The organism is Pseudomonas sp. G5001 (assembly GCF_013385475.1).
Taxonomy (GTDB): Bacteria; Pseudomonadota; Gammaproteobacteria; order Pseudomonadales; family Pseudomonadaceae; genus Aquipseudomonas.
Window position 1 is genome coordinate 1 of sequence record NZ_JACAPZ010000067.1, and the last position, 18,534, is coordinate 18,534.

Below are 18,534 nucleotides of genomic sequence, written 5' to 3' on the forward strand. Positions count from 1 at the left end.
TGATCATGCGCTTTTCGTCAACAGCGACGCGGGCGGCGGAGCCTTCGAGTTCGGCGAGGCCTTCGGCGACGTCGAGTTTGTCGAGGGCGGCCTTGGCCCGGATGATCGCGGCGGAGTCGCTGGCGGTCACGTTGCGGGCTTCAAGGGCGGCGGCAGCGCCGGCACCGTCGAGGCGGTCCATGTTGGCTTCGGTGGCGTGGCCGGCGTTGGCGCCCCGGATGACTACGTCACCGGTGTCTGGTTGATCTGCTTCATCCCAACTCAGCATTGAATTGCTCCTTCGTGGTCCGTCTGACGGCGTGGGTTTCGATTCACCCAGCGTGTTCAAAAATGTGCGTTTTGCAGGCTTCAAGGCATTGAAATACGGCGCATAGTGTGGTCGGTGTTCAGCGTTCTTGCACACTATGTAGTGGTTGTCTTTGTTTGTGGGCACACTATATGGGGTGTAACAACGATGGTCAACGCACAAGACCAGGCCGATGGTCGCAGGGCCATGACTAAAACTCACAGCCCCATGACTTTTAATGGTTACGGCCGCTACCCGGGCCAGTGCTAAAAATTCGCCAACCAGCTCCCCATAACAAAAAAGAGCGTTTGCGAAATGAAAGCACTTGATCTGTACATCGGCGAAGGCTTCGAAGGCCCAGGCGTCAATGCTGCCCACATCAACATCCTCATCGGCCCGCGCAACGGTCCGGCCGGCCAGGCGTTTGCCAACAGTTTGGCGTCGCCAAGCCAGGGCCATTGCCCGTTCATGGTGATTGCCCAGCCGAACATCCCGGTCAAACCCATGACCCTCTACGTCAACAAGGCCGCCATCGGCAGCGACCTGCACGGCAATGCCACCTGGGGCGCGTCCCAGGCCGGGATCGCCAAGGCGGTGCTCGAAGCCCTGCTCGACGGCACCCTGCCGCCGGAAGCCGAGGACGAGTGGGCGATTGTCACCGCCAACTGGGTCAACCCGGCCTGCGACGACCTGGATGCGGTCTACCTGAACAACTACAACGCCTGCCGCACCGCGATCCGCGCCGCCCTCACAGGCTTGCCGCACACCGCGCAACTGGCGGATGTGGTCAACCACATCAGCAACCCTTTCTACACGCCAAAAGCCTGAGGACATTCCCATGCAATACATCCGTTTGGGCAACTCCGGCCTGCAAGTCTCGCGCCTGTGCCTGGGCACCATGAACATGGGCACCCCGGACTGGAAACCGTGGATCTTCGACGAGAAACAAAGCGAACCCATCGTTGCCCATGCCCTGGCCAACGGTGTCAACTTCATCGACCTGGCGGACTTCTACTCCGCAGGTGTCGGCGAAGAAGTGGTCGGGCGCATCCTCAAGCGCGTTGCGCGCCGTGAAGACATCGTGGTCACCACCAAGGTCGGCTACGGCACCCGCAGCGGCATCAATGCCAGCGGCCATTCGCGCAAGCACATCATGGACAGCATCGACGCGTCCCTGAGCCGCCTTGGCATGGATTACGTCGACGTGTTCATGCTGCATTACTTCGACGTGAACACCCCGGTGGAAGAAACCATGGGCGCCCTCAACGACATCGTGCGTTCCGGCAAGGCGCGCTACATCGGCGTGTCGACCATGCTCACCGGGCAACTGGCAAAAATCCTCATGGCCTGCGAGCGCAATGGCTGGGTCAAGCCGATCAACATGCAGCTGCAACTGAACTGCGCCTACCGCGAGGAAGAGCGCGAGATGATCCCGTTCTGCCGCGACCAGGGCCTGGGCGTGTCGGTGTTCAGCCCGCTGGCCCGTGGCTTGCTCACTGGCGAAGTGCAGTCGACCCGCAACCAGACCGACTTCTTCACCCAGCAGATGTACAGCGACCAGGCGTCGTTCGACATCGCCCACTCGGTGCAACGTGTGGCCCGTGCCCGTGGCGTGTCCAACGCACAGATTGCCCAGGCCTGGGTGGCCAATCATCCGGGTGTGGACGTGATGCTGGTGGGCGCCGACACCACCGCACAATTTGATAGCGCGCTTGCAGCCCTCGACACCCAACTGGATGCCGAAGAACTGCACGAGCTGGAACGCAACTACACGCCGTGCGATGTGATCAACGACTACACCGCCGGCAAACGCATCTTGCGCAGCGCCCGTCCGGGCCTGGACCGTTTTAACCTGATAGAGGCCGTGGCATGAACCCGCTGATTCGCACAGGCAATTTCATTGATGGCCAATGGTCCAGCGGTGGGCCGGTCTACCCGGTGCGCAACCCGGCCAATGGTGCGCAGATCGCCGAAGTACAACGCGCCGGTGCTGAAGAAACCAACCTGGCCATTGCCGCCGCCAACCGCGCGTTGCCGGCCTGGCGCAAGCTCACCGCCAAGGAACGCAGCCAGCGACTCAAGCGCTGGAGCGAGTTGATGCTGAGCAACCAGAAGGACCTGGCCCACCTGCTCAGCCTGGAACAGGGCAAGCCGCTGGCCGAAGCCATGGGCGAAGTGGTCTACGCGGCGAGCTTCCTCGAATGGTTTGCCGAAGAAGCCAAGCGTGCCTATGGCGACGTGATCCCGAGCCACAAGGCCGACGCGCGGATCATCGTGACCAAGGAAGCCATTGGCGTGGTCGCGGCGATCACCCCGTGGAACTTTCCCCTGGCCATGGTCACCCGCAAGGTCGGCCCGGCGCTGGCGGCGGGGTGCACGATGATTCTCAAACCGTCGGAAGAAACCCCGCTGTCGGCCTTTGCCCTGGCGGTGTTGGCAGAACAGGCCGGGATTCCTGCGGGCGTGTTCAACATCGTGTCCGGCGATGCCGTGGCCATCGGTGGCGCACTGCAAGCCTCCAGCATTGTGCGCAAGCTGTCCTTCACCGGCTCCACCCGCACCGGCAAGCTGCTGATGCGCCAGGCCGCCGACACCCTGAAAAAGGTCTCCCTGGAACTGGGCGGCAACGCACCCTTTATCGTGTTTGACGATGCCGACCTGGACGCTGCCGTCAAAGGCGCCATGGCTTCCAAGTTTCGCAATACCGGGCAGACCTGCGTCTGCGTCAACCGCTTCTTTATCCAGGACGGTGTGTACGATGCGTTCACCCGCAAGCTGGCCGAAGCGGTCTCTGCGATGCGCGTCGGCAGCGCCCTCGAGGGCGAAACCGAACAAGGCCCGCTGATCAATGCGGCCGCGTTGGCCAAGGTTGAAGCCCACGTCGGCGACGCCCTGGAGAAAGGCGCCAAGCTGCTGTGCGGCGGCCGTCGCCATGCCTTGGGCGGGACGTTCTTCGAACCGACCATCCTCACCGAAGCCCACGGCGAGATGCTGATTGCCCAGGAAGAAACCTTCGGCCCGGTGGCGGCCTGCTTCCGCTTCAAGGACGAAGCCGAAGTGCTGCAACGGGCGAATGACACGCCGTTCGGCTTGTCGGCCTACTTCTACAGCCGCGACATCGGCCGCGTATGGCGCATGGCCGAAGGCCTGGAAGCGGGCATGGTCGGGATCAACGAAGGGATCATCTCCACCGAAGTCGCACCGTTTGGCGGGATCAAGGAGTCGGGCCTGGGCCGTGAAGGTTCCAGGTACGGCCTGGAGGATTACCTGGAGATCAAATACCTGTTGATGGGCGGTCTCTGACCCCGCTCTCCCGAACAACACCGATCCAATGTGGGAGCGGGCTTGCTCGCGAAAGCGGTGGGCCTGCCACCACATGCATTGACTGACACACCGCCTTCGCGAGCAAGCCCGCTCCCACAGGGAAATGGGCTTGCCCGCTGTTACTCCGTCAAAAACAAAAATATGGAGAACACCATGTCCACTCAACCCATCAAAATCGACGACCTGCCCATCGGTCGCTTCCACCTTAAAATCGCCGGCCTGACCTTCGGCGCCCACTTCACCGACGGCTACATCCTCGGCCTGATCGGCATTGCCTTCACCTTGCTCAGCCCACAGATGCAACTGGACGCCTTCTGGCAAGGCCTGATCGGCGCCTCGGCCCTGATCGGCCTGTTTATGGGCAGCCTGTTCTTTGGCTGGATCTCCGACACCCTCGGCCGGCAGAAAATCTTCCTGGTCAGCTTCGTCCTGATCACCGTTGCCTCGGTGATGCAGTTCTACGCCGAAACCGCCATGGGCCTGTTCCTCTGCCGGGTGTTGATCGGTATCGGCCTGGGCGGCGACTTCAGCGTCGGCCACGCGATGCTTGCCGAGTTCTCGCCCAGGAAACATCGCGGGGTATTGCTGGGCTCCTTCAGCGTGGTGTGGACGGTTGGTTACGTGGCCGCGACTTTCGTCGGCACCGCCATGCTCAGCCTCGGCGATGATGCCTGGCGCTGGATGCTCGCATCGTCGGCAATTCCTGCCGGGCTGATCCTGATCGCGCGCATCGGCACGCCCGAATCGCCGCGCTGGCTGATCAACCAGGGCCGGATTGCCGAGGCCCGAGCCATCGTCAAGAAACACCTCGGCGAACACGTGGTCCTCGATGAAGAACCGTCGACGCAAACCCGTTCCGGCTACGGCGTGCTGTTCAGCCGTGAATACCGCAAGCGCACCGCGTTCAACTGCCTGTTCTTCGTGTGCATCGTGATGCCGTACTTCGCCATCTACACCTTCCTGCCGTCGATCCTGCAGAAGATGGGCCTGGCTGAAGGTTTTGGCACCGAGCTGATGCTCAACCTGCTGCTGATCATCGGCGCCTTGATCGGCATCTGGTGCACCGTGAAATTCTCCCGGCGGGGCTTCCTGATCAACTCGTTCATCATCCTGGCGGCGGCGCTGTTCCTGCTGGCGGTATTGCCGGGCAGCATGGCGTGGTTGATGGTGCTGACGTTCGGCGTCTTCACCCTGGTGCTGTCGGCGGTGAGCAACCTGGTGGGCGTATTCCCGGCGGAGAGCTTCCCGACCGAAGTGCGGGCCAGCGGCATCGGCCTTGCCACAGCCATCAGCCGCCTGGGTTCGGCGGTGAGTACCTTCCTGTTGCCGGTGAGCGTAGCGGGGATCGGCCTGAGCCCGACCATGGGCATCCTCGCCGCGATCCTGGTGCTGGGCGCGATCATCTCCTGGGCCTGGGCGCCGGAAACCAAGGCGTTGACGTTGAGCCAGGCGTGCAAGGCCGAGCCTGCGGTGTCAGGGATTGCTCACCCGGTTCAACCACTGCGTAAACAACCGAACCTTGGATAAACCCTGCTTGTCACTTGCCACATCCAGCCAATAGCCATACGGGCCGATCACCTCCACCGGGGTGATCGGCAGCAGGCTGCCATTCGCCAGTTCACGCTCGATCATCTGCCGGTCGATCACCGCCAGCCCACCGCCGGCCAGGGCGGTGTGGATCACCTGGTCCAGGGTGCTGAATTCCAGGCCCTGGCCTGCATCGATATCTTCCCGGCCCATGGCCGCCAGCCAGTTCTCCCAGACCTTCAAGCGCTTGCCGTCGTGCAGGATGTGCAGCAGCGGAAAGCGCCGCAGGTCGGGCGGCTGACCGTCGCTGAACAGTTCCGGGCTGGCGACGGCGATGTGGCGTTCCATCACCAACAGTTCACTGCTGCACTGCGTGGCCGCTTCCAGGCCGAAGCGGACCTGGCAGTCGATTTCCGCCAGGCTCGCATGGGTGTTCTGGTGGGTGACGCTGAGGTTGATGTCCGGGTAACGCTCGCAAAACCGGCGCAGGTGGGCGGACAGCCAGCGGGTGGCCCAGGTGGGTGGCGCGACGATGCGCAGGCGCTGGCGCAGGTTGGGCACGCGCACGGCGTGCAGGGCGCGCTCGATATGGTCGAAGGCGTCGCTCAGGTGCGGGGAGAGGGCGAAGCCGGCTTCGGTCAGGGACAGGCCCTGGGGCGTGCGGATGAAGAGGGCGACGCCGAGGTAGTCTTCCAGTTGTTTGATCTGGCGGCTGACGGCGCCCTGGGTGACGTTGAGGCCCACGGCGGCCTGGCTGAAGCTGCGGTGGCGGGCGACTTCTTCGAAGACACGGAGCATGTTGAGGGAGGGCAGTTGGCGCATGAAATGGATTCCACACCTGTTGTTTTTATGGGTGTTTTTGGCGGCCTCTTCGCGAGCAAGCCCGCTCCCACATTTGATCGGCGCCGCGGTCAAAATGTGGGAGCGGGCTTGCTCGCGAAGGCGTCAGTGAAGACGCCGCCTATTTTAGAAGTAGTACCCAATGTTCATATACAACTGATTCTCCCACTGGTTACTCCCCCCAGCCCCCAGGCTCTCGGTATAGCTGCTCCCGCCAATATACGGGTCGTTCTTGCCGATCAACCACTCCGTGGCCACCCACAGTTTACTCACCGAAAACGACGTGCCCAGGATCACCCGCTGTGAGGTCTTGAACTGATCCTCGGACTTGTCAAACGCGCTGTAGTTGGCATACAGCTTCACACCGCTGACCTGGTCAAACAGGTACTTGCCGGCCACGTCGTAGCTCAAATCCGCCACATACAGATTGCCGCGGCTGGCCACGTTGAACGTGCCGTCATACCCGCCCAGGGTCACCACGCTGTCGGTGCCCGGGTTGCGCGGCGACATCTGCTGGCGTGCCGCCTGCAATTGCACGCCCCACGGGCCGTTCTTGCCCAGGTAGTGGATCGCCACCGCATTGCGTCGGCCATCGTCGTTGGTGTCCTTGTTCTCCAGGGTGGAGGTCAGGCCGGACAGCCCGACTTCCGATTTCCACCCGCCCAGGTCCATGGCCTTGGCCACCCGCACCACCACGGTATTGCGTTCCTGGTTGTTGCTGCCGTCGCCCACGTAGCTGTCGGCCTCGGAGATCACGCTGGAGTAGGTCACGCCCTTGCTCGTGCCTTTGCCTTGCCACGCCGGGCGCAGGTAGTAACCGGCCTGGATGTTCCAGTCGCCGCTTTGCTGGATGTACTTGGCGCCCACCTGCTGCACATCTTCCAGGCCGATCACGTTGCCCAGGGTTTCGTAGAAGGTGCTGCCGAAGTACGGCTGCAAGCCAAACGGCACGGTGTTCAAACCCACTTGCACCTGTTGGTCGGGGTTGAACTTGTAGCCCACCCAGGCGAACTTGGCGAACTGGATATCGCCGTAGTTCTTGGTGTACTGGTACGGATAGGAGCGCCCGTAGAAGCGGTACTGCGCCTCGCCGATCCAGGTGTCGGAGTTGTACTTGGCGCTGAGGTACGCGGTGTCGAGGCCGAACTTCTGGATGTCGCGATCCGGGTCGTAGTCCCAACGGGCGCGCACGGCGCCGCCGAGGTCGAGGTTGTCGGTGACTTGAATGGCCATGGCCGGTGCCGCAAGGGCGCCAAGCACAGGGACCAGAGCGATGTAACGGAAGGTTGGTCGCATGGTTTTGCTCTCGTTATTGGTTATTTTTTGGGGCAACAGCAGCCCCTTGCCGCAACGAACGCTGCGACGCGGGGTAAAGGGTTGACTCAGTGCGCTTGCGGGCGAATCAGCCGCAACGGCGGGCCTGCCGTGGGCAGCTCCGAGGCGCCGGGGGCGGCGGCCAGCAAGGTCTGGGTGTAAGTGTTCTGAGGTCGCAGCAACACTTGCTCGGCAGTGCCGTATTCCACGACTTCGCCCTGGCGCATCACCGCGATGTAGTCGCTGATCTGCGCCGCCACCCGCAGGTCGTGGGTGATGAACAGGATGCTCAGGTTCAGGCGCTGCTGCAGTTCGGCCAGCAGTTCCAGCACCTGTTTCTGCACCGAGACATCCAGGGCTGACACGCTCTCATCGGCGATCAACACTTCCGGGCGCATCGCCAGGGCGCGGGCGATGCCGATGCGCTGGCGCTGGCCGCCGGAGAACTGCCGGGGCTTGCGCTTGAGGGCGTCGCGCTTGAGGCCCACCTGTTCCAGCAAATCACCGGCTTCAGCCCACGCATCCTTGGCCGACAACCCGCGCAATTGCGCGGCGCGGGCGATGATGTCGCCCACCCGGTGCCGAGGATTGAGCGAGCCATACGGGTCCTGGAAAATCATCTGGATGCGCCGACGATTCGCCGCCAGCGCCGAGCCGCGCAGGGCCAGGAAGTCGGTGTCACCGACCCATACGTGGCCGCTGTCGCTGTCCACCAGGCGGATCGCGGCTTTCACCAACGTGCTTTTGCCCGAACCGGACTCGCCGACAATCGCCAGGGTCTTGCCCCGTGGCAGTTGCAGCGAGACATTGCGCAAGGCCGCCACCGAGCTGCCGCCGACGGTGTAGGTCTTGGTCAGGTGCTCGATGCGCAATGCCAGCTCGCCGTCGGCACTCGGCTTGTGCAGCTCCGGGTGCAGCGCCGGCACGGCCGCAATCAGCTTGCGGGTGTAGGCGTGGGCCGGGGCATTCAGCACCTGGTCGCGCTCGCCGATTTCCACCAGCCGGCCGCCTTCCATCACCGCGATACGGTCGGCAATCTGCGCCACCACGCCGAAGTCATGGGTGATAAACAGAATGCCGTGTTGCCCGCGGCCGCGCAGCTCGCGCACCAGCTTCAGCACTTGCGCCTGGGTGGTCACGTCCAGCGCCGTGGTGGGTTCGTCGGCGATCAGCAGGTCCGGGTTCATCGCCAGCGCCATGGCAATCACCACTCGCTGGCACTGGCCGCCAGACAATTGGTGCGCAAAGCTGTTGGCGATGCGTGGCGGGTCCGGTAGTTGGGTGGATTCCAGCAGCGCCAACATGCGCTCGCGACGCTCCGCCGCCGGCATCTGCGGTGCGTGAATATCGAAGATCTCTTCCACTTGCTTGCCAATGCGAATCGCCGGGTTCAGCGCCGCCATGGGCTCCTGGAAAATCATCGCGATACGGTTGCCCCGCAGCTGGCGCAAACGCTCCTCGTCGAGGGTGCAAATGTCATCGCCGAGGAAGTCGATCACGCCTTCGGTATGCCGCAAACCCTTGGCATAGTCGCCCATGATCGCCGCCGACAGCACGGACTTGCCGGAGCCGGACTCGCCGATCACGCAGAGGATTTCGCCCTTGCGCACTTCCAGGCTGATGCCTTGCACCGCGTGGCTGCGGTCGGCGCCGGCGGGTAATTCGATGGACAGGTTCTGCACCCGCAGTACTTGCGTGTGGTTCATGCTCAACTCCTTGCGCCTTTCTGGGCGTGTTCATCCAGGCCGTCCGCCAACAGGCTCAGGCCCAGCATCAGGGTGGAGATGGCGATGCACGGGAAGATCACCAGGTGCGGGAAGGCGATGGCCATGGCGCGGCCGTCATTGATCATGCCGCCCCAGTCCGGTGTGGGCGGCGGCAGCCCGAGGCCCAGGAAGCCGAGGGCGCCGATCATGATCGCGGTGTAGCCGATGCGCAGGCAGAAATCGACAATCAGCGGCCCGCCGCAGTTGGGCAGGATTTCCACCAGCATGATCCGCAGCGAGCCTTCGCCCTGGGTGATGGCGCTGAGCACGTAGTCTCGCGAGCGGATGTCGATGGTCAGGGCGCGCATGATCCGGAAGATCGCCGGTGCGCTGGTGAAGGTCACCGCAATCAGGATATTCAGCGCCGAAGCACCGAGGGCGATGATGATCACGATGTACAACACCAGCACCGGGAACGACAGCACCGTGTCGGCCACATACGACAGCACGCTGTCGACCCAGCCGTTGAAGTAGCCGGCGCACAGGCCCATGGCGATGCCCACGGCAAACGCGGTGAGCGTGGCGAGGATCGACCAGAACAGCACGGTACGGGTGCCCCAGATCAGCCGCGAGAGAATGTCGCGGCCAATCATGTCGGTGCCCAGCAGGAAGCTCTGGCCGTTGTCGCCGACGGTCATTGGCGTGAGCAAGGGCGTGAAGCTTTCCAGCGGATCATGGGGCGCGATCCACGGTGCGAACAGCGCGATCAGCACCCAGCCGCCCACCAGCAGCAGGCCGAGCAATGCCAAGGGATGTTTGAACGAGTGCAGCAGGTTCATTGGGCACCTCCGCCGAGGCTGCGCAGGGTGATGCGCGGGTTGAGCCAGGTGTAGGCCAGGTCCGAGAAGATCTTGGTGATGCCCACCACCACGGCACTGACCATCGCGCAGGCTTCGATCAGGTACACGTCATGGTTCAGCGAGGCGGTGTACAGCAGCGAGCCGAAGCCCTTGTAGGCGAAGAACACCTCTACCACGATCACGTTCGACAGCAGCCACGGGATGTACAGCATGATCACCGTGACCGGCGCGATCAGCACATTGCGCAGGGCATGCCGCAGCACAATGCGTGAGGTCGACGCCCCCTTGAGCCGCGCCGTGCGGATGTACGGCGCCTGCATCACTTCCACCATCGAGGCCCGGGTGATGCGCGCCAGGTAACCGATGCCGAACAGGCACAGCACCATCAGTGGCAGCACCAATTGCACGACGCTGAAGCCTTCGCTCATGCTGCTCACACCGGGCAGCCAGTTAAGCCAGAACACAAAGATCGCGGAGACGAACACCGCGCTGGCGAAGTCGGGAATCGAGGTGGTGACGATCGACAGGAACGACACCAGGCGGTCCAGCGCCGAGCCCTGGCGAATCCCGGCCAGAATGCCGAGGGTCAACGCCACCGGCACCATCACCAGCAAGGCCAGGCCGGCCAGGGTCAGGGTTTGCGCGAGGTTTGGCAGCAGCAGCTTGATCACTGATTCGCGAAAGTACACCGAGGTGCCCCAGTCGCCGCTGACAAAGTCCTTGAGCCACACCAGGTAGCGCCACACAAAGGGTTGGTTATAGCCATGTTCCACCAGCCACGCGGCGCGCTGGTCGGCGGCGGAGTAGGGGCCGAGGACGTTGATCGCCACGTCTTCGATATTCAGTTCCAGGGCCAGGAACACGATCAATGACACCGACAGCAGGGTCGCCACCAGCGCCAATAACTTGCGCATCAGAAAATGAGCCATGGGTGCATGCTCCGACTGTTCAAGGGATGCCTGCCCGTGTGCGGGCAGGGAGGAGGGCGTGCGCTAAATCAAGCGCTCATCCACACACTGTCCATCGGGTAGAAGTCGGAAGGGTGCACCTGGAAGCCCTGGACCTTTTTGCTCACGGCGGTGAACTTGTCGCCCCAGAACGGCTGCACGATCACGCAGGCGTCCTGCAGGATGCGTTCGACATCTTCCATCGCCACGGCGCGCTGTTTCGGGTCGATGATGCCCATGGCCTTGTCCAGCGCGGCATCGAACGCCGGGTCGCTGTAATGGCTTTCGTTCCAGGCACCACCGCCACGGTAGGCCAGTTCCAGGGACATCACACCGAGCGGGCGATGGGCCCAGTAGGTCAGGCTGAAAGCAGCCTTGTCCCAGATCGGCCAGTACTGTGCAGCAGGGATCACCTTGAGGTTGATGCGGATCCCGGCTTCCAGGCAGTTCTGTTGCAGGATCTGCGCGCAGTCCTGTTCATAGCGGCCCTGGGTGTTGCCGACGATCAGGTCAATGTCGATGCCGTTCGGGAAGCCGGCCTCGGCCAGCAGCTTCTTCGCCGCCGCCACGTCGCGGTTGCGCTTGGGCAGCGGGAAATATTCAGGGTGGGAAGGCGCCACATGGTGGTCTTCGCCGAGGGTGCCCATGCCGCGATAGGCGATCTTCAGCATCTGCGCATTATCGGCGCACAGCACCACCGCCTTGCGGATGCGCAGGTCGGTGAACGGCTTCTGGTCGCAGGCCATGCGCATCACCACGGTTTGCGCCGACTTGCAGGTCAGCAACTGGGCCCCGGGCAAGCGCTTGGCCAGGTCCAGTTCAGCCACCGTCACGCGGTACAGCACGTCGACTTGCCCGGCTTGCAGGGCGGCGAGGTGGGTGGACACGTCGGTGCCCATGTCGATGTAGCGCAACTCGTCAAGGTTGGCTGGTTTGCCCCAGTAATCGGCGCGCTTGGCGAAGGTCGCCTGCTTGTTCACGGCGAATGAAACCAGCTTGAACGGCCCGGTGCCCAGCGGGTTTTTCGCCCAGTCGTCACCGGCCTTGAAGCTGCGGTGCACGATGGCGCAGGTGAAGGCGTTGAGCATCTCCGGGATCGCCAGGATCGGCCGCTTGAGCACCAGGCGGAACTGGAACTCGCTGACTTTTTCGAAGGCCTTGATGTCCTGGAACGCGGTGCGGTTCACCGACTTGGAATCGGCGGCGATCCAGCGTTCGATATTGTGCTGCACGTCGTCGACGTTGAAGGTGTCGCCGTTGCTCCACTTCACGTTCTGGCGCAGGTTGAAGGTCCACGTGGCGAGGTCTTCCGACGGGCTCCAGCTCTCGGCGAGGTAAGGGTGGGTGATGTTGTCGGCGTCGACCCAGGTCAGGTATTCCACCGAGTTGCGCAGCAGGTTCGAGGCTTCGATCCAGGTGATCAGCATCGGGTCCTGGATTTCCTGGATCGCGCAGGCAAACCGCAGGCTGCCGCCCTGGCGTGGCTCGGCGGCCTGGGCGTGATTGCCCAGCAGTGCGGAACCGAGAAAGGTGCTGGCACTGGCGACGGTGATGCCCAGCAGCGCGGCCGTGCGCAGGAATTGGCGACGGTTGATTTCGCCGCTTTGCACTTGGGCACACAGATCATTTACGGCTGGATGCGGCGCGGCGCCGTCCAGGGTAGTCAACTCTTTCATAAGCCTCTCCGGTACTTGCGAATATGCGTTTTTTTGTTGAACCGCAAGGGTCAATGGCAAGCGCCGCGAAGGCGCGACCGTGACCGCTGTGAAGCCGGCAGAAGAACAAGGCGCAACGAAGTCGGGAGGGTGGCAATGGGACAGGACATAGGGCAGCTCTCATGTTGTTTTTATTAGAGATGCCCGCAGTTTTGTCATTTGCGCAAAGATCGACAAACGACAAATTCTGCGTTGGAACGTTCTATAAACGCATGTTACATGTCGCTCCCCACCGACCGATCGTTCCCACGCTCTGCGTGGGAATGCCGCCCCGGACGTTCCGCGTCCCCTCTGCGAAACGGTGACGCAGAGCGTCACGGGATGCATTCCCACGCAGAGCGTGGGAACGATCAGTACCTCAACAAGCGCGGGTCGAACGGGTAGTCGGAGAGCAACTCGATGCCGTGTTCGTGGATGTAGATCTGCTCTTCGAGCTTGACCCCTTCGCCGCCGTCGTCGTGGCCGATGTAGCTTTCCACGCAGATGGTCATGCCGGCTTCGAACACGCCGTCGTAGCCCAGGGCATCAATGTCTTCGCGGTGCACCACGTAGGGGTATTCACCGGTCATGCCAACCCCGTGCACCAGGGCGAAGTAACGGTTGTTTTTGTAATGCTCGGGAATCTTCCAGGCCAGTTCCGCGTACTCCTTGAAACTGCGCCCGGCCTTGAGCATTTCCATGTTGGTCTGCACTTGCTCGTAGGCCAGTTTGTACAGCTCCTGCTGCTTGGCGGTGGCGGCTTGTTCACCGCACAGGAAGGTCCGCGAGAAGTCGGCGTAGTAGCCGAAACGCCCGACCACGTCAGTGTCCAGCGCTACCAGGTCGCCGGCTTCGATGGGCCGGGTGCTGCACTCCTGGAACCACGGGTTGGTGCGTGGGCCGGAGGACAGCAGGCGGGTCTCGACGTAATCACCGTCGGTGGCGATCACGTGCTGGTGCAGGTGCGACCACAGCTCGTTCTCGCTGATGCCGGGGGTGAGTTTGCTTTCCATCAGGCGCACCCCGGCTTCGGTGGCACGCAGGCTGGCGCGGATCATCTTGAGTTCGTTCGGCACCTTGATGCAGCGCGCACGTTCCAGCGGTTCCTGGGCATCAAATATCTGATAGCCGAGCTTTTGCAGTTCGAAGGCCGCAGCGGAGGTGGCGCTTTCAATGGCGATGCGTTTTCCGCCGCCGCATTTGCGCACCAGCTCATCGATTTCCGCGGCCCAGTCGGCGGTGACATTGCCCAGGAAACTTTCGCAGAAGTAATAGGAGATGGCTTTGGCCGGGCGCACTTCATCGACGGTGTTGAGGGTTTCGGCCAGGTGCAGGCAGCCGCCGAACTCGAACACCACCACCGGGCCTTCTGCCGGGATAAACGCATAGCGGGCCGGGTTGCGCGCCGAGTACACCTGCATGTTGCGTGAGCCGGTGGCGTAGCGCATGTGGGTAGGGTCGAACACTACGCAGGCGGCGTAGTCGCGTTTTTTCAGCTCGTTGCGTACCCGTTGCAGACGGTCCAACTGGATCTGCTGGATCTCGTCATGGGTAGGTTCGCAGTCAGCGGGGTTGCGGTTGGGGCCGGACAGACTCATAGGGTGTTCCTCGCAGGGCAAATACGGTTTCAAGGTTTTTTAGGTATGAATCAGTCGAGCAACTGGTCGCTGCGGACCAGGTTGCGTTCGGCTTGCAGATGGGCTTCGGACAGGCGTCCGTAAAGCTGCTTGGTGCGCTGGGCACGGCCAATGATTCCGGGCTTTTCGGAGTAGGCGAAGATCGCCGTGTTGCGCTCGGTGGCGCCTTCCACGCGGGTCACCCGGTGCACCGAAAAACGCCCTTTGAATATCTGCAAATCGCCGGGATTCAGCTCCAGTTCCTGCACCCGCGAACGGTCTTCGCCACGCACCACCTTGCCGACTGCGCCGAGGTTCTCCTGGGTGCGCGAGCGAATCATCGGCGCGTACTCGAACAGGCCGCCGGCCTCGGGCTTCTGGGTCATCATGCTGACGATGAATTCGTTGGTATCGAAGTGCCAGGGCTGCTCGGTGCCGTCCGGCATCACGTTGATCACCAGCCCGGCGAACGGGTCGGCGTACTCGAAGATTTCCGGCTCATTCAGGCAGGCACCGATAAAGCGTTTCATCATCGGCGACACGTACAGCCGGTGGATGATCGCGTCCGGGGCGATCATGTCGCGGGTCACAAAGCCGCTGGTGCGCTCCATGAACGTGCGGCGCGGGTCATCGTGGGGCAGGGAGGAGTCGTCCTCGGTGAAGTAGGCGTTGACCTTGCGCACCGAATAAAACGTCTTGCCCGACAGCGCCAAACCTTCCAGGCGCGCCTGCTCAAGCGCTGCGGGGTGCAGGAAGTTCTTCAGCAGGCAGCAGCCGTCTTCGGCCAGTTCGGCCCGGGCGTGTTCGATCAGGGCCTGTAATTGAACATGGCCCGAATCATGTATGGGATACAGCTCGGTATTAATAATGTCGCTGATATCGCCCACTTCAGCGTCAGCAAGTTGAAGGCTCATGCAAGACTCCCGGAACTATCAGTTGGTGTTTTTTGGCTGACCCGATAGTTGCTGAACGAGGTGCAAAGTGGAAATTACAAGTTGTGATCGAATCCATCGGCGAGGGCGATAGTTATGTCGGGCGAACTGGATGGCACCCTGCTTAAAGTGTTTGTGGCAATTATCGAGTGCCAGGGGTTTTCGGCGGCCGCCGAGCGCCTGCACAAGACCCAATCCACCGTCAGCCAGAGCCTGCAACGCCTGGAAGACATCGTCGGCACGCCACTGATCCGCCGTACCAGCCGCTCGGTGGGCCTGACCCCCGGTGGCGAAACCTTTTTGATCTACGCCCGGCAGATCCTCAAGCTGCACAGCGAGGCCGTCAGCGCCGCGCAATTGCCCAATCAACAGGTGTGTATCCACCTCGGCATGCCCGAGGACTACGCCGAGTATTGCCTGGGCGGGATGCTCAAGGACTTCCAGGCGCAGTTCTCCCAGGTACGGCCCGATGTGTGCTGCGAGATGTCGACGGCCCTGGTGGGGCGCCTGCAACGGGGCGAGCTGGACCTGGTGCTGGGGGTGGAACACGCAGGTTTGCACAGCGGGGAATACCTGTGCGACGAGCCGTTGGTGTGGGTCGCGGCGCCCAGCTGGAGTTGCGTGGGGCGTCAGTCGGTGCCGTTGGCGGTGTACGCCGAGGGCTGCGCGTTCCGTGCGAACGCCGTGCAGGCGCTGGCCCAGTCCGGGCGCTCGTGGCAGGTGGTTTACACCAGCCAAAGCCCGCGCGGCATTGCGATTGCGATCGAGCAGGGCTTGTCGGTGGGCGTGATGGCGCGGCGCCTGGTGCCACCCGACTGGCAGATTCTGGACGAGCGCCAGGGCTTCCCGCCGATTGCCCCGGCGCGCCTGATGTTCTGGCGCTCAGCCGGTTGCCAGGTGCCGGAAGTGGATGCCCTGGTGGAGATTCTGCGTCGGCAAATGGGCCACTCAGGGCATCTGGGCGGCCAGCGCTTCACGGGTGTGTCGCTGGGCCATGCGCTTGAGCAATAACAGGCTGGCCAACACCCAGGCCGCGATCCAGCCGTGCACCACCGCAAATTCGCCAGTGACTTGCAGCAGCCAGCCGCACAAGGCATTGCCGGTGGCACTCGCCAGGCCGTAGCTGACCATGCTCAGGCTCACCACTTGCAGGCTGTGCACCGGGCTGAGCCGGGCACCGACGTAGGCGGCCATCAAGCCCCAACACGGGAAATAGAACAGCGCGAACAGCCCGGCCGCCAGCCAGCTCAGTACCAGGCTCGGGTGCCCGAGCAAGCCGAGCATGCTCAGACCAAACGCGCCGATACTCAGGGCCATCACCCGCAACGCCCCCCAACGATCTGCCAGCGTGCCGAGCAGCAAGCCGCCGATCACACCGCCGATCCCGATCAGCGTCCACATCGAGCCGGTGACGGAAGCGCTGGCCTGTAGCTGCTCGCTGACGAACGCCGACAGGAAATTCAGAAACGGCCCGCTGATGGCGCCGATAAACGCGCTGAGCAAGACGATCTGCATTGCCACCGGTTGTGCCATGCACAACTTCAGCCATTGGCGCAGCACTTGATTCAGCGCCGGCGCCATGGTCTCGCGTGGTGCCGGTTGCTTGATCGGGGCCAGTGCCCACAGGGTCAACAGCGTGACAACCAGCGTCAACCCGGCGCAGATCAGCCAGAACTGGCGCAACGACAACCCCTGCAAGAGCGCGATCAACAGCCCGTTCAAGCACAGCGCAAAGGCTGAGCCCGAGGACGCCAGCCCCAGCACCCGGCTGCGATGTGTAGTCGGGATCACCTCTTGAGCGAGGGCCGAAATCGCGTTCCAGTTCGACACCGCGCAAGCCGACACCAGTGCCAGGCACAGGGCAAACGGCAGCACCCACGGCGTGGCGACGGCCAGGGCCAGCAGGGCGGGGCTGAGGACGATGGTCAGGCGCACCATATTGCGCGGGCTGATCCACGCCGCTGCCAGGCCGCTGGCAATCGAGGCGCCCATATAGAACAGCTGCAACAGCGCGGCGATCAATGCGGCCTGGCTGTAACTGAGCTCAAAGGCCAGGCGGATCTGCGGCAACAGCGCCGAATACAGGAACACACTGAAACCGTGGGTGGTGGCGTTGCAGGCGGTAAACACCAGTGCCAGCAAGCCAATACTTCGCCGGGATGAAACGGGTGCGTTGGACATGGCGATGACTCGATAAGTTAATCGCGAAAGAGAGGGGCGAAGTTACAGGAAGTACATCGGCAGACTAGCGTTTATAGCCTGGCGACGACCAATGCTTAATTGTCTTAGTGTGCATGCGTTATACGCAGGCTATTTATTCGTGAGCGACGGTCTGTAGCGATAAACGACACTTTCAGCGTTTGTGACGATTAATTGTTTGTCAGGCTGGGGTGCTACCGCTGACCCAATACAAAAAGGTATGTTGTGCAGGTTATTTCCCCTGTGCTCCCGAGTGTCGTCCATGAAACGCAAAATGCCCGGTCTCAACGCCCTCAAAGCTTTCGAAGTCGCCGGCAGTACCGGCAGTTTTACCCGGGCCGCCGAGCTGTTGAACGTGACGCAGAGTGCGGTCAGCCGCCAAGTGCGCCAGCTTGAAGAACAGTTGGGCGAGGCCCTGCTGGAGCGTCGTCACCATCACCTGGAATTGACCAGTGCCGGGCGGGTGTTGCTGCGGGCGTTGCACCAGTCGTTCGACAAGATCGAGTTGACGGTGCGCAGTATCCAGCAGAAGTCCCATGCCAATCGGTTGCACATCAATGCGCCGCCGACGTTTACCAATCGTTGGTTGATGCCGCGGTTGGGGCGCTTGCGCGAGCAGCATCCGGAGTTGGAGCTGAGCATTACCACGCGGTTGCAGGACAGCCTGGCGGAGACCAGTACGCTGGATTGTGCGATTCGGTTTGGCGATGGGGAATGGGATGGGTTGGACAGTTCGCTGTTGATTCAGGAGCGGCATATCGCGGTGTGTGCGCCGTCGTTGTATGCCCGGGAGTGGAGTGACGGGATTGATCTGAATCGCATGACGTTGCTGCATGTGCTGGCGCGGGAGGATCAGCGGTATCTGACGTGGAAGCATTGGCTGGATGCGGCGCGGATCAGTGGGGTTGATATCGAGGGGGGGTATGAGTTTGACCTGCTGGATTTGGCGATCCGGGCGGCGATCGATGGGTTGGGGATTACCATTGCGGATTGGCATATGGTCGCTTCGGAGCTGGCCAGTGGGCAGTTGACGCAGGTGCTGAATGTGCATGTGGAGGGGCATCAGTCGTATTGGCTGGTGACCCGACCGGAGCAGACGGATACGCCGCAGTTGCAGGTGTTTGCGCAGTGGTTGCAGGAGGAGATTTGGTTGGCTCAGCGGCAGTTGGAGCCTTCTTTGGCGGCTGGGTGAGGAGTGGGGTTTGTGTACATATCCATTGCTGCGGTAACGGCCACTTATGGTTCCGCTCTTACAGCGGGTCACTTTTGGCAAACGCCCCAAAAGTAAC

15 protein-coding genes and 1 pseudogene are annotated in these 18,534 nt (G+C 62.4%); 6 read left to right on the plus strand and 10 right to left on the minus strand.

From position 1 onward, the window contains the following. Positions 1–268 (minus strand): annotated as a pseudogene (locus HX805_RS32030) (ribonucleotide-diphosphate reductase subunit beta); the annotation flags it as partial. Positions 269–601: 333 nt separating this feature from the next. Here HX805_RS32030 and fae point away from each other — a divergent pair. The 4 genes from fae (at position 602) to HX805_RS32050 (ending at position 5,137) form a co-directional block, all read left to right on the plus strand. Further along, a complete protein-coding gene (gene fae, locus HX805_RS32035; RefSeq protein ID WP_003212394.1) occupies positions 602–1,114 on the plus strand; it encodes a formaldehyde-activating enzyme in 513 nt (170 codons plus the stop codon). A 10-nt stretch (positions 1,115–1,124) separates the two neighbouring features. Next, positions 1,125–2,159: an aldo/keto reductase gene (locus tag HX805_RS32040; RefSeq protein ID WP_102606526.1), complete on the plus strand. Its 1,035-nt coding sequence runs from the start codon at positions 1,125–1,127 to the stop codon at positions 2,157–2,159. Further along, entirely contained in the window at positions 2,156–3,589 is a 1,434-nt protein-coding gene (locus HX805_RS32045; RefSeq protein ID WP_008432891.1) for an NAD-dependent succinate-semialdehyde dehydrogenase, read from the plus strand. Before HX805_RS32040 ends, HX805_RS32045 begins: the two co-directional genes overlap by 4 nt. Before the next feature lie 174 nt (positions 3,590–3,763). Beyond that, on the plus strand, positions 3,764–5,137 hold the full coding sequence (locus HX805_RS32050) for an MFS transporter (protein ID WP_177040191.1): 1,374 nt from the start codon (positions 3,764–3,766) through the stop codon (positions 5,135–5,137). On the opposite strand, the gene HX805_RS32055 is transcribed toward HX805_RS32050, so the two are convergent. The 8 genes from HX805_RS32055 to HX805_RS32090 form a co-directional block, all read right to left on the minus strand. Continuing rightward, positions 5,084–5,959 (minus strand): LysR substrate-binding domain-containing protein, encoded by an 876-nt coding sequence (locus HX805_RS32055; protein ID WP_008432889.1) that lies wholly within the window; start codon positions 5,957–5,959, stop codon positions 5,084–5,086. The two genes, HX805_RS32050 and HX805_RS32055, sit on opposite strands and share 54 nt — an antisense overlap. Positions 5,960–6,103: 144 nt before the next feature. Continuing rightward, positions 6,104–7,273: a hypothetical protein gene (locus HX805_RS32060; RefSeq protein WP_177051873.1), complete on the minus strand. Its 1,170-nt coding sequence runs from the start codon at positions 7,271–7,273 to the stop codon at positions 6,104–6,106. Positions 7,274–7,359: 86 nt separating this feature from the next. Beyond that, on the minus strand, positions 7,360–8,997 hold the full coding sequence (locus tag HX805_RS32065; RefSeq protein ID WP_177051871.1) for an ABC transporter ATP-binding protein: 1,638 nt from the start codon (positions 8,995–8,997) through the stop codon (positions 7,360–7,362). Positions 8,998–8,999: 2 nt separating this feature from the next. Further along, positions 9,000–9,836, minus strand: a complete 837-nt coding sequence (locus HX805_RS32070) for an ABC transporter permease (RefSeq protein WP_134326767.1) — start codon at positions 9,834–9,836, stop codon at positions 9,000–9,002. Next, on the minus strand, positions 9,833–10,786 hold the full coding sequence (locus HX805_RS32075) for an ABC transporter permease (RefSeq protein ID WP_003218572.1): 954 nt from the start codon (positions 10,784–10,786) through the stop codon (positions 9,833–9,835). The genes HX805_RS32070 and HX805_RS32075 overlap by 4 nt, the downstream gene beginning before the upstream one ends. A 68-nt stretch (positions 10,787–10,854) precedes the next feature. Beyond that, a complete protein-coding gene (locus HX805_RS32080) occupies positions 10,855–12,480 on the minus strand; it encodes an ABC transporter substrate-binding protein (protein ID WP_177023318.1) in 1,626 nt (541 codons plus the stop codon). A 389-nt stretch (positions 12,481–12,869) separates the two neighbouring features. Next, positions 12,870–14,096, minus strand: a complete 1,227-nt coding sequence (locus HX805_RS32085; RefSeq protein WP_177117656.1) for a Xaa-Pro peptidase family protein — start codon at positions 14,094–14,096, stop codon at positions 12,870–12,872. A 50-nt stretch (positions 14,097–14,146) separates the two neighbouring features. Continuing rightward, complete coding sequence (locus HX805_RS32090; RefSeq protein ID WP_177117657.1) at positions 14,147–15,028, minus strand: hypothetical protein; 882 nt, start codon at positions 15,026–15,028, stop codon at positions 14,147–14,149. 114 nt (positions 15,029–15,142) lie between these two features. On the opposite strand from HX805_RS32090, the gene HX805_RS32095 reads away from it, so the two are divergent. Continuing rightward, positions 15,143–16,057, plus strand: coding sequence for a LysR family transcriptional regulator (locus HX805_RS32095; RefSeq protein ID WP_177117658.1), 915 nt, complete (start codon positions 15,143–15,145; stop codon positions 16,055–16,057). On the opposite strand, the gene HX805_RS32100 is transcribed toward HX805_RS32095, so the two are convergent. After that, a complete protein-coding gene (locus HX805_RS32100; protein ID WP_102369226.1) occupies positions 15,995–17,227 on the minus strand; it encodes an MFS transporter in 1,233 nt (410 codons plus the stop codon). The two genes, HX805_RS32095 and HX805_RS32100, sit on opposite strands and share 63 nt — an antisense overlap. A 280-nt stretch (positions 17,228–17,507) precedes the next feature. On the opposite strand from HX805_RS32100, the gene HX805_RS32105 reads away from it, so the two are divergent. Next, entirely contained in the window at positions 17,508–18,437 is a 930-nt protein-coding gene (locus tag HX805_RS32105) for a LysR substrate-binding domain-containing protein (RefSeq protein ID WP_003218560.1), read from the plus strand. Positions 18,438–18,534 lie beyond the last annotated feature (97 nt).